Annotated in this window: 7 protein-coding genes; all 7 read left to right on the top strand. The window is 61.9% G+C overall.

Features of this window, described 5'->3' with window-relative positions; all coding sequences use genetic code 11:
• Window positions 1-150 precede the first annotated feature (150 nt).
• Window positions 151-957: a FliM/FliN family flagellar motor switch protein gene (locus AC3WTO_RS07350; protein ID WP_492558405.1), complete on the top strand. Its 807-nt coding sequence runs from the start codon at window positions 151-153 to the stop codon at window positions 955-957.
• Complete coding sequence (gene sctR / locus AC3WTO_RS07355) at window positions 950-1,603, top strand: type III secretion system export apparatus subunit SctR (RefSeq protein WP_492459986.1); 654 nt, start codon at window positions 950-952, stop codon at window positions 1,601-1,603. Before AC3WTO_RS07350 ends, sctR begins: the two co-directional genes overlap by 8 nt.
• Before the next feature lie 13 nt (window positions 1,604-1,616).
• A complete protein-coding gene (locus AC3WTO_RS07360) occupies window positions 1,617-1,886 on the top strand; it encodes an EscS/YscS/HrcS family type III secretion system export apparatus protein (RefSeq protein ID WP_492459987.1) in 270 nt (89 codons plus the stop codon).
• A 9-nt stretch (window positions 1,887-1,895) separates the two neighbouring features.
• Entirely contained in the window at window positions 1,896-2,711 is an 816-nt protein-coding gene (sctT, locus tag AC3WTO_RS07365) for a type III secretion system export apparatus subunit SctT (protein WP_492459988.1), read from the top strand.
• A gap of 10 nt (window positions 2,712-2,721) precedes the next feature.
• A complete protein-coding gene (locus AC3WTO_RS07370) occupies window positions 2,722-3,666 on the top strand; it encodes a D-glutamate cyclase family protein (RefSeq protein ID WP_492558406.1) in 945 nt (314 codons plus the stop codon).
• Window positions 3,667-3,747: 81 nt separating this feature from the next.
• A complete protein-coding gene (locus AC3WTO_RS07375; protein WP_492459990.1) occupies window positions 3,748-5,523 on the top strand; it encodes an SLC13 family permease in 1,776 nt (591 codons plus the stop codon).
• A 451-nt stretch (window positions 5,524-5,974) separates the two neighbouring features.
• The coding region (locus AC3WTO_RS07380) for an autotransporter-associated beta strand repeat-containing protein (RefSeq protein ID WP_492459991.1) at window positions 5,975-13,014 on the top strand (7,040 nt) is incomplete at its 3' end.

Consider the following 13,014-nt stretch of genomic DNA (forward strand, 5'->3'; position numbering starts at 1 on the left):
AACGCGTTCTACAGGAGGCGCCTTCCTGCCGACGTCACGCTTGCCGGACAACCGGCGAAAATCGCCACGGCATGGCCGGTTGTCAGACCGGCCGATCAGTCATCCTACACGCTGTTGGTCAAGATCGGGGAGCATTCCGCTGAGCTTTGCGTGCAGCCGAAGCTGGTGGAACACCTGCTGACGGCGGTGGAGAAGACGGCTCGGCTGGAAACACTGTCGCCTCGACACACTGCGTTGCTGCTGGAAGCAGCTCTTGCCGATGAATTCGACTGGCTCGAAGCCAGACTGCGGGTGCCGATGGAACTTACCTCGGTCGAGGTGCAAGAGCCTTCTGGGCCTGAGCCATTCGGTTTTGTTCTGTCCGTTGGCGGGCAGGACTTTGCGTGCGCGCTGCGATCGAATGACAGCGCACTGCCCGCCAGACTGGGCGAACTTCTTGATGAAGCCGGGCGGGGTGAGCCGCTACTGCCGTTGGAATTGCCTTTGTCCGTTCGCCTGTGGCGCGACGTTCTTGCCGTCAGCCTGGGTGAGGCGAGGAGGCTGCAAATGGGAGACGTCGTGCTGTTCGACGAGCAGGCAGCAGCAATGGTGGTGATTGGCGACAGGCTGATCGCGCCCGTCGCCGTGGTCGCGTCGGGACCTCAGTTGCTTGCCGCGCCAGTCATTATTGCCGGATCGAAATGGGAGTGGACGATGGGTCAGAATTTGGCAGGCGCGGGGGCAATCGACGATGCGACACTGGATGACCTGCCGGTCGCGCTCGCTTTCGAAGTCGGGCGCAAGACGATGCGGCTTGGCGAGATCAGGCAACTGACCGCCGGCGCGGTCGTGCAGTTGGATGCGACCGGGCAGGCCGTGGACATCCTCGCCAACGGCAAGCGTGTCGGGCAAGGCGAAATGGTCAAGATCGGCGAAAGCCTTGGCGTGCAGGTAACCCGCATGTTCGACAATGCTTGAAGCCTCGCCCAATCTTCTTGGTATCCTGATAGCCGTCGGCTTCGTCGGCCTGCTGCCGCTGGCCGTGGTCACCATGACCGGCTTTCTCAAGATCTCGGTGGTGCTGTTCCTGATCCGCAACGCACTTGGCGTGCAGCAGATGCCACCGAATCTCGTGCTCTACGGCATCGCGCTGGTTTTGACCGTGTATGTCACCACGCCGCTGATCAGCGAAATGGGCACGCGGCTGCAGGAAGGGCAGGTGCAATTCCAGACGACCGACGACCTGGCGCGCGCCGCGCAGATCGTGAAGCAGCCTTTGCAGCAACACCTGCTCAAGTTCACCCAGCCGCGCGAGCGTCAGTTCTTCCTCGACGGCACCACACGGTTGTGGCCGGAACAGGCACGCCAGAACCTCAAGGACGACGATCTCTCCATCTTGGTGCCGGCGTTCGTTTCTTCGGAGCTGACACGCGCCTTCGAGATCGGCTTCCTGCTGTACATTCCCTTTCTGATCATCGACATCGTGGTCGCCAACATCCTGATGACTCTCGGCATGATCATGGTTTCGCCGGTGCTGATTTCCATCCCGCTGAAGCTGCTGCTTTTCGTTGCCATTGATGGCTGGTCGAGGCTGATGCACGGCCTCATCCTCAGCTACAGCTGACGGGCGGTGAAACGTGAACAGCGATTTCATTCTCGCCAAGGTCCAGAATGCACTGATAACGGTGCTGCTCGCTTCCAGTCCCGCCATCATCGCAGCTCTGGCCGTGGGGCTTCTGGTCGGGCTTGCCCAGGCGCTGACGCAAATCCAGGACCAGTCGCTGCCGCAGACGATCAAGCTGGTCGTTATCCTCGTCGTCATCATTCTGGTCGGCCCGATGATCGGGCTGCAGATCGCCGAGCAGGCATCCGCCGTGTTTGACGAATTTCCGTCGGCGACACGCTGAGGTCACCTGATGCCGGTCGAGCCGCTTTTCGCATCGCTCAGGGACCTGCAGCTCTATATCCTGGCAGGAGCTTTCGTGCTGGCTCGCCTTGGCGGCTTCATGCTGATGATGCCGTTGTTCTCGCGCGTTCCGCTGTCAGGTCTGTTGCGCAACAGTGTCGCCCTGGCGCTGGCGGTTCCGATCCTGCCGATGCTCATGGAGACGCTCGCGGGGCAGAAAATAGCCGGCGCGATGATCGTGATCTACATCCTCAAGGAACTCCTGGTTGGCATCGCACTTGGGTTGGCCATGGGCGTGCCATTCTGGGCCGCCGAAGCCGCGGGCGATATCCTCGATCTGCAGCGGGGCTCCACCATGGGAACGCTGATCGATCCGATGATGACGCATGAGACAAGTGCCACCGGCACGTTGCTCGCCATTGTCATGATCGCTATCTACCTTTCCGCTGGCGGGTTGGAGCTTTCCATGAACGCCGTCTACGACAGCTATGGGCTCTGGCCCGTCGAGCACCTGACACCGGTGTTCAGCGCTGACGCCGCCGGAATTTTCCTTGGCCTGCTGAACCAGTTGCTGAAGATGGCGCTGACGCTGGTATTCCCCCTCATAGTCAGCATGCTGCTGTCCGATATCGTGCTGGCGTTCCTGGCGCGCGCGTCCCCGCACTTCAATGTTTTCAGCCTGTCGCTGATCGTGAAGACCTTTGTGTTCTGCTTTGTCTTTGTTCTCTACGCCGCGTTTCTCCTGTCCTACATGAGACGCGATCTTGGCTTTCTGAATACAGCGATAGAACAGGTCAAATTGCTGAGCTGCACGGGATGCCGATGAGGCAGTCGCTGTGTCGGCTAATAAATGCAATTTATTGTCAGGAGAAAGTTCTGGTGATTTGACAATCAGCGTTGCCGGCCTTGATTTAGCACTTCCTGAAAAGTCTAAGCAGCGTGGACTACCTCGAAGCATGGGACCTCAGACCACATTGATCGCCGAAGACTTGCGCCTGGTCGATCCCGACCGGTTGCGCCGGTTGGTCAGAATGGGGGTGTACCAGGGCGCGACCGGCGGTCTGGCGCGGGGCAAGCTGCAGGCGAATGTTGTGATCGTGCCGCAGCGTTTTGCCGGCGATTTGCACAAATTCTGCCTGTCCAACGCAAAGGCGTGCCCGCTGGTCGGGCTCGGTCGTGCCGGCAGCCCATTCGTGCCTGCGCTTGGAACGATCGACATCCGTACCGACGCGCCGCGATACAGCATCTTTTGTTACGGTGATGTCGTGCACCAGACCACCCACATTGTCGATCTGTGGCGGGACGATTTTTCAGCGTTCGCACTCGGCAGTTCGCTGAGTTTCGAGCCGACCCTCGTCGAGAAAGGGGTGCGGTTGCGCCATGGCGGCGTCAGCGGCCCATTGCCGAAATACCGCACCGAAATCAGAACCCGCGCTGTTGGTCCGTTCGGTGGCAGGCTGGTCGTCGCCATGCGTGCCATCCGGCGCTGCGACATTGACAAGGTTCGGGCAATCACCGCGCGTTTTCCCAACGCTCATGGCTCGCCTTTTCATGTTGGCGATCCATCGATGCTGGGGATAGCCGATCTCAGCTCGCCGGATTGGGGAAATGCGATCGAAATCGGCGACGATGAGATACCCGTGTTCTGGGCAAGCAGCGTGACGGCGCAGGAAGCCCTCGTGCATGCGGAACTGGCGATCGCCATCACCGCCTCTCCAGGCCATTTGCTCATCACCGATGTCGACGCGATAGTTCGCGAGGGCAGTGCCAAGGTCGCGTAAGTCGATCGCGTACCCTCGGGAAACGCGCGCTGTCTTGTACGCATCGTTGACAAACCAGGCCGGAGAGGGAACTTCCTCACCATGGCCATCAATCAGCTATTTTCCATTGCCGTCATCGTCTTGATGATGGCGGCTTTTGTCTGGGGGCGTCTGCGTTACGATCTCGTCGCGTGCCTGGCACTGATCCTTGCGCTTGCTGTCGGTGTCGTCCCTTACGACCATGCGTTCTCAGGTTTCAGCGACGACATCGTCATCATCGTGGGCAGCGCCTTGCTGGTCAGCGCGGGTGTTGCCCGTTCCGGTGTCATGGAGTTCGCCATACAGCGCGTCGCACCCAACGTGACCGGGGTTCGGGCGCAACTCGTACTCCTGGTTGCCGTCGTCACTGTGTTGTCAGCATTCGTGAAGAACATCGGCGCGCTCGCGATCATGATCCCCATCGCCTTTCAGTTCGCGCGCAGGTCCAACAGTTCGCCCTCGGTCTTTCTGATGCCGATGGCTTTCGGTTCGCTGCTCGGAGGGTTGATGACGCAGATCGGCACATCGCCCAATGTCGTGGTGTCACGTATCCGCGAGGAGATCACCGGCACCTCCTTCACCATGTTCGACTTCACGCCCGTCGGTGCGGCTCTGGCGGCGGCAGGCGTCGTTTTTCTGGCGCTGTTTTATTGGCTCGTGCCGGTTCGCGTACGCGAAACAGGTTCCGTTCAGGATGCACTCGACGTCAACAGCTACGTTACCGAGGCGCTGGTCGTATCCGGTTCGACCGTGAACGGAAAGACGGTGGCCGAGCTTATGAGTTATGCGGGCGGCGAGGTGGTGGTGACCTCGATCCTGCGCTCACGAACGTTCCATGTCGCCCCCCTGCCAGACGCGAAGTTGCGTGAAGGCGACATCGTTCTGCTCGAGGGGTCGCCCGAGGCGCTCGACCGCGTTGTCGCTCAGGCAAAGCTAGACCTGACCGACGGTCGCCAGGCATCGGGCGAGAGCAGCGGCGAATCCTACATGACGGTGGAAGCGGTCCTCGGGGAAAGTTCACCGCTGATCGGTTGGTCCGCGCAGCGCCTGGCACTCTATGACCGCTACAAGATCAATCTTCTCGCCGTCAGTCGCAAAGGCGAGCGCATAAGCGAACGTCTCGGCACGTTGACGCTGCGATTGGGTGATGTGCTGTTGCTGCAAGGCAACCGGAAACGCCTGCCTGATGTCCTGCGCGAACTCGGTGCCTTGCCGCTCGCGGAACGGCCAATTCTGCTGGGCAGTGTGCGGGGCGGCAGCATCCCAGTCCTCATCCTGGCTGCTGCGATGATCGCCACCACGACCGGAGTCATCCCAATACCGGTGGCCTTCTTCACCGCTGCGGTCGCGATGGTGCTTTTCCGCGTGGTTCCGATACGCGACATATACAATGCCATCGATGGCCCGATCCTGGTCATGCTCGCGGCGCTTATTCCCGTGTCGGACTCGCTGCGTCGCAGCGGCGCGACCGACGTTATTGCAATGTGGCTGGCCGAACTCGGCGCGAAACTGCCACCAGCCGGTGCGTTGGCGCTCATCCTGGTCTTGGCGATGGCGGTAACGCCATTTCTCAACAATGCAGCGACGGTTCTGGTCGTGGCGCCGGTTGCCGCGGGTTTCGCATCATCTCTCGGTTATCATCCGGAAGCCTTCCTGATGGCTGTAGCGATCGGCGCGGGCTGCGACTTCCTGACCCCGATCGGACATCAGTGCAACACACTCGTGATGGGGCCGGGCGGCTACCGGTTCGGCGACTATCCCCGCCTCGGTCTTCCGCTTTCCATTCTGGTGATCGCGGTGGCGGTTCCAATGCTGATGCTGGTCTGGCCGCTGCGGTAGATTTTCGGGACGGATCGGTGGTCGCACTGCAGTGCAGGCGCGATCCAAATTTCAGAAAAATTTCAGAAAACCTACGGTTTGCCGTCAGGACGCCCCGACGACTATGGGGGCATAAATAAGCCCGAAATACCGATGGGCAGGGACGGTGTGGGAGTTACCTCGCGCGCCGCGAATTGGACTTGTCAGCACATGACCGCCCGCATCGGAGCGAAGCGGCCCGCCGACTGCATGCGCAAGCATGTGGTGCGCGGGGTATTGTCGTTTTTTCAAATAAAACCAGCGGCTTGACTTTTCTTGGGTGGGTCAACTCAAGGGCTCGCAGGAGCTCTGAAGTTGGTGTCTACGCCCAGTGTCGCTGTGAAGGGAATCGAACGTGAGCGCAAAGACGACTTCTGGAATCCGCGCAGGTTGGGCCGCGCGCCTTTCAGCGGGTACGGCTTTGGCCAGTGTCATGCTTTCCCCGATCCCTGCACCAGCTGCAACCTATAATGCCAATGACACCGCTAGCCTTCAGGCCGCGATCGCCAGCGTCAATGCCGGTAGCGGCAGCGACACGATCAACATCACCGGCAACATCACGCTGACGGCGGAGCTCACCGCGATCACCAAAGGTGTGACGATCACGGGCAACGACAACACGATCAGTGGCAACAACCAATATCGTGTCCTATTCGTCGCCGCCGGAAGCGGCAGCAGCGTCAACATCTCGAACGTGACGCTCGCCAATGGTTTGGCCAGGGGCGGCAACGGCCAGGAGAGTGGCGGCGGTGGCATGGGCGCCGGCGGCGGTATTTTCGCGATGTCGGGCAATGTTACCCTCACCGATGTTGCTTTCAGCGGCAACGCCGCGGTTGGTGGAAATGGCTCGGGCGGCGGCGGGGCCGGCGGCGGCGGCGGCATGGGTGGCTCGGGCGGTAGTGGCGTTGGTTTCGGCGGCGCCGGTGGTGGGCTTGGTGCCAACGCGCGCGGTGGCGACGGTGCCAACGGCAATGGTTGGTCGGCTACGCCGGGTGCCGGCATCTTGCCGGGAGGTAGTGGTGGCAACGGCGCGGTGGCCGGTGGTGCCAATGGCGGCGGCGGCGGCGGCGGCCTGGGTAATGCCGGTGGCGGCGGTGGTTTGAATGGCGGCGCGCGCAGTGGCGCGAATGGCGGCTCGGGCGGCTTCGGCGGCGGCGGTGGTGGCGGCACCTATGGCGGCAATGGCGGCTTTGGCGGCGGCGGCGGCGGCGGCCAGGGCAGCGCCGGAAGCTCTGCTGGCGGCGCGGGTGGCTTCGGCGGCGGCGGCGGCGGCAATCCTTATGGAGGTCCAGCCGGCCCCGGTGGTTACGGTGGCGGCAACGGCGCTGGCATGAATGGCGGCGGCGGCGCGGGCCTGGGTGGAAACGTTTTCATCTGCACAACGGCGGTCGACGTGAACTGCAGTGCAACACTGACGATCAGCAACACCAAAAACACGACGGTCAACGGCTCGGCTACAGGCGGCAGCGGCGGGGCGCTCGGCGCTGGCGGAGCCATCTTCACCACCACGAATGCCGTGACCAATGTCAGTGTGGCCATGGGCACGACCACGACCATTTCCGGCTCCATCAGTGGCGTCAGCGACAAGGGAATATCGCTTTCGGGCGGCGGCACGCTGAAGCTGCTGAACGATGCCAACAACTTCAACGGGCTGGTCGTCAGCGGCCCTGGCACGACGGTCAGCGGGGGCGCGGGGGCTTCGCCTGGCAAAAATGGCTCGTTTGGATATGGGAAAGTGTCGCTGGGTGACCATACGGCCGTCCAGTTCACCACCAACGGTACCTTCAACAACGGCTTCGCGCTCACCGCTACGCCCACCATCGATACCGCCGGCAGCACGATCACCTTGGCCGGCAAGATCGAGGACGGCGGCACCACGGGCGTGGTCGATGTCATCGGGGGCGGCACGCTTATCCTGACCAACAACACCAACAGCTATTCCGGCGGCACGATCGTCCGGGACAACAGCAATCTCAGCATCAGCAACAACGCCCAACTCGGCAGCCTGGCAGGGGGGCTGATGCTCGGCGATGCCACGACCGGCGGTACACTGCTTGCCAGCGAAACGTTCTCTTCCGCGCGCGCCGTCACGCTTGCCGCGGGCGGCGGAACAATTTCGGCATTCAGCGGAAAGACCCTCACGTTATCAGGTGTGATCGGCGGCGATGACCTGAAGATCGGCGGTAGCGGAACCGTCACGCTCACCGGCGCCAACACCTACACCGGCGGTACCAAAATCGATGGCGGCGCACTGCAGATCGGCAACGCCAGCACCACTGGCAAGATCCTCGGCGGTGTGAACGTCGGCGCGATCGGCGCGTTCATGATCACCAACGCCGACACAAGCGGCATGACAGGCATCGCGAACACAGGCACGACCTATTTCGACAGCACGTCAAGCGCCGGCAACCTGGAAATCACGAACGACGGAACCACGATTTTCCTCGCCACCAGCACAGCCGGAACCGCCAATGTCACCAACAACGGCACACTGGCGTTCAACACCTCCAGCACAGCCGGAGGCGCCAGGATCGGCAACAACAACACGTTGAACTTCAACAACACGAGCAAAGCCGGCGGCGCAACCATTACGAACCGCGGCGCCGTGAAATTCGATGACAACAGCACGGCCGAAAATGCCACCATCGTAAACGAGAGCGGCACTGGTCACAGTGTTGTTTTTTCCGCTAACAGCAAAGCTGGCGCCGCCCATATCACCAACAGTTCCGACCTGGCCTTCTCAGGCACCAGTTCCGCCGAGAATGCCACTATCGTCAACGAGAGCGGTACCGGCCACCGTGTGGTTTTTTCCGGCAACAGCAAAGCGGGTGCCGCCCATGTCACCAATAATTCCGATCTGGAATTCTCCGGTACCGGCTCCGCCGACAATGCTGAAATCACCAACAATCTCAGCCTGTCGTTCCTCGAGGGCAGTAATGGCGGCAATGCCGTTATCATCAATAATGGCGACCTCTCCTTCAACGAAAGGGTCCTCATTGGGGCTGCCAGCACGGCCGGCAGTGCAACCATCACCACTAACAGCGGCGGAACCGTCAGATTTTTTGGCAATGCCAGCGGGGGAAACGCGCGCTTCATCACCAAGGCCGGTGGTACATTCGACATATCCAACGCCTCAACCGGAACGGCGACCGGCTCGATTGAAGGCGCCGGTACACATCTTCTCGGCTCGAAGACACTCACCGTTGGCGCCAACAACAACTCAACCGAAGTCGGCGGAGGGATCGAGGGCATTGGTGGTTCGCTGGTCAAGGTCGGCAGCGGTACGCTGACGCTGTCGGGCGCCAGCACCTACACAGGGGTGACAACCGTCTCCAGCGGCATGCTGAAAGGTGGCGCGGCCAATAGCTTTGCTGCGCGCAGCGCCTTCAGCGTGGTCGGTGGTGCGACCATCGACCTTGGTGGAACCGACCAGGAAATCGGCTCGTTGAGTGGAGATGGTATCGTCACCAACGGCGGCGCGAATGATGCAGGGTTGACAGCAGGGGGCGACAACAGCTCGACGGCTTTCAGCGGTATCATCAAAAACGGTGCGACCAAAAAGACCGCACTCACCAAAGCCGGTACCGGCACACTCACGCTGACAGGTGCCAACACCTATACGGGCGGCACCACGATCAGCGCCGGTGCCCTTGTCGGCGACACGACGAGTTTGCTGGGCGATATCCTAAACAACGCAACGCTCACCTTCAGCCAGGCAAGCAGCGGAACGTATGCCGGTGCGATCTCCGGCTCCGGCATGCTGACCAAGGCCGGCACCGGCAATCTGGCTCTGACCGGCACGAACACCTACACCGGCGGCACCACCATTTCTGGCGGCGCACTCGTCGTTTCAAGCGATGCCAATCTTGGCGATTTCTCCGGTGGCCTTACCCTGGATGGCGGCACCCTCCAGTGGGGCGCGACGTTCGACCTGGCGGCCGCGCGCAACCTGACGCTCACCACCAATGGTGGCACGGTTGATACGAATACGCATTCCACGACCATCAGCGGCGATGTCACCGGCGCCGGCGGCCTTCTCAAAAGCGGAGCCGGCACGCTGTCGATGACCGGCAACAGCGGCTATGGCGGCGCCACGACAGTAGACGGCGGAACGTTGAAGATCACCGGGACCATCGCCAATGGCGACGGCTATGCTGGCAGGGCCGCGGGTACTGACGGCGAGGTACTGGTTGCGGGCAACACCGCGGGCTGGACAAACAATGGCAATTTGCACGTCGGCTATTCCGGAACCGGCACGCTGACGATCTCGAATGGCGCCGCCGTCAGCGCCACCAATGCCTATGCAGGATACGACTACGGTTCTTCCGGCACAGTGATGGTGACAGGCGATGGATCGCGCTTGACCAACAGCGGTGCGCTGTATGTCGGCTACCTTGGCACCGGCAAGTTGACGATCGCGGATGGCGGCTCCGTCAGCAGCTTGTCCGGCGGCATAGGATCTCAGGTCGGTTCGTCGGGCACTGTTCTGGTGACGGGTCGAGGCTCGATCTGGACCAACAGCGACGAGTTGGATGTCGGCCTCCTTCGCAGTGGCGAGTTGACGATCGCCGATGGCGGAACTGTCAGCAATACTCTTGGGCGTATAGGAGACCAACCCAGCGGGGCAGGCACCGTCATGGTGACTGGCGATGGTTCGACCTGGGCCAACAGCAACATTTTGCGTGTTGGCACCTCCGGCAGTGGCACGTTGACGATCCAGGACGGCGGCACCGTCTCGACCACTTTTATGCGGATCGCACAGGAGACGGGCTCAATAGGAACGCTCAACATCGGCGCGGCCGCAGGCGACACAGCAACCCGCGCCGGCAAACTCAACGCGCCAGTGGTGAATTTCGGATCCGGCACGGGCAAGATTGTCTTCAACCACATCGAGACGGACTACCAGTTTGCCCCCGATATCTCCGGCAACGGCAGCGTCGAGCAGATTGCCGGCACCACCATCCTCGGTGGCACCAGCACCTACACCGGTGCAACGAAGGTGAGTGGCGGCAAGCTGCTGGTGAACGGCTCGATCGCATCGTCGAACGTGACGGTCGATGCCGATGCCACGATCGGCGGCAACGGCACGATCGGCAACACCGTCGTCAACGGTACGCTGTCGGCCGGCAACAGTCCGGGCACGCTGACGGTCGCCGGTGATCTGACGTTAGGCGCTGGCTCGACCAGCCTGTTCGAGCTTGGCGCGCCGGGGACCGTCGGCGGTCCGCTCAACGATCTCGTCCATGTCACCGGCAACCTGACGCTGGGCGGCACCTTGCTGACGCCGGGCGCGGTATCTGGCTATTATCGGCTGTTCAATGTCGATGGCACGGTTTCCGGCAGCTATTCGACCCTGCCGGCCAGCGCCACCATCCAGACCGCGATTCCGCATCAGGTCAACCTGTTCATCCAGAACGGCAACCAGATCGTGCAGTTCTGGGATGGCGCCGATGCTGTCGGCAACGGCGCCGTCGACGGTGGCGCTGGCACCTGGAGTGCTGGCGGCACCAACTGGACTGGCGCTCCGGGTGCCGCCAATTTCAACGACCAGTGGCGTGGCTCGGTGGCGGTGTTCACCGGCACCGGCGGACTGGTCACCGTCAGCGGACCGGTCGGCTTCGAAGGCATCCAGTTCACCAGTGACGGCTACAAGCTCGACGGCGGCGACCTGACGCTCACCGGTGACAGCGCCAACAACAGCTCGGCGAGCTTCGTCACAGTCACCGGTATTGGCACCACGGCCGAGATCGCTTCGGCACTCACCGGCGCCGCCGGCATCGGGCTCGACAAGTTCGGCAGCGGCACGCTGATCCTGTCAGGCAACAACAGCTATACGGGTGCCACCACGATCAAGGGCGGTACGCTGGCGCTGAAGGGCAGCGGCAGCATCGCAAACTCCAGCGTCGTGACGGTCGAGAACGGCATCTTCGACATTTCCGGCGTGAGCACCTCTGGCCTTACCTGGGTCACAAGCCTTGCCGGAACCTCCTCAGGAACCGTACGACTAGGCGATACGGGCTTGGGGATCACCAATGGCTCGACCGAATTTGCCGGCGTGATTACCGGCGATGGCCAGATCGACATTGGCAGCGGCATCCAAACCCTGTCGGGCGTCAACACCTACACCGGCACAACGGGGATTTCAGGGACGCTGGCGCTGAAGGGCAACGGTTCCATCTCCTCATCGTCCTTCGTCATGGTCAGCGGCACCTTTGACATCTCGCAAACGACAAACGGAACCAGTGTACGCCAGCTGTTCGGGCCTTCCGGGTATGGCGTTGTGGCGCTCGGTTCCAAGACGCTCACCATCACCGATGCCGGCAGTTCCTCAAATCCTTTTATCGGATCGATCCAGGATGGCGGCCTCGGCGGAGGAACGGGTGGCGGCGTGACGATCGCGCGCGGTGCGTCGCAATACCTTTCCGGAGTCAGTACCTACACCGGCACGACCACGGTCGATCAAGGTGGCAGCCTCTGGCTCGTCAACAATGGCGGCCTGTCGTCCTCCAGCAGCCTTGTCGTGAACGGCTTGTTCGACATCGCGGGGAGCTCGTCGCCATCCACATTCAAGTCGCTGAGTGGTAGCGGCGAAATCCACCTCGGCGATCATGATCTGAGGATCACCGCCGCGAATGGTACCTTCTCCGGCGCAATCAGTGAATGCGGTATCGGCTGCAGCCCGAGCTCGTTCGCCAAACTCACGCTCGAAGGCGGAACGCTGACCCTGTCAGGAGCAAACTCTTATGGCGGTGGCACGACGGTCGGCCGTTTCGGTGGATCCGCAACGACCCTCATCGTGACCAACAACAGCGCGGTCGGCAGTGGCCGTGTGTTGCTGAACGATGCGGGTGTGTTCCAGGCGGGAGCGGATGGCCTGACGTTTGCCAACCGCTTCGAGGTCAGCCCGAGCTATGGCACGATCGACACCAATGGCCACACCATGACCATTGCCGGTGTGATCGCCGATGCGACCGATCCCGGTTCGCTGCACAAGATCGGCGCCGGCACGCTGATCCTGACCAATGACAACACCTATGGCGATGGCACCGTGGTCGAGGCAGGCACCTTGCAGCTCGGCAATGGCGGCAGCACCGGTTCGATCCTGGGCGATGTGTCGTTGGGTGGCACGCTCGCCTTCAACCGCTCCAACAATTACACCTTCTCCGGTGTCATCTCCGACAAGGCCGGCAGCCATGGCAAGGTGGTGCAGAACGGCAGCGGCGTGGTGGTGCTGGAAGGGGCCAACAGCTATTCGGGCGGCACCATCTTCAACAAGGGCACCATCGCTGTGGCGAGCGACGGCAATCTCGGCGATGCCGCCGGTGGCCTGACCTTCGATGGTGGCACGCTGCGTTATGATGCAGCCTTCGATCTCGGCGCTGCCCGCGCGGTCACCTTGTCGGCAGGCGGCGGCAGCTTCGACAGCAACGGCTTTGCCGTTGGCATTGCCTCCGACATCACCGGCAGCGGCGG

Source organism: Mesorhizobium sp. EU05-FHT14A09 (assembly GCF_058790995.1).

Excerpts from the sequence above, each read along its gene's own strand:
- AC3WTO_RS07375 (WP_492459990.1), top strand. The coding sequence starts at position 3,748 with ATGGCCATCAATCAGCTATTTTCCATTGCCGTCATCGTCTTGATGATG.
- sctR (WP_492459986.1), top strand. The coding sequence starts at position 950 with ATGCTTGAAGCCTCGCCCAATCTTCTTGGTATCCTGATAGCCGTCGGC.
- sctT (WP_492459988.1), top strand. The coding sequence starts at position 1,896 with ATGCCGGTCGAGCCGCTTTTCGCATCGCTCAGGGACCTGCAGCTCTAT.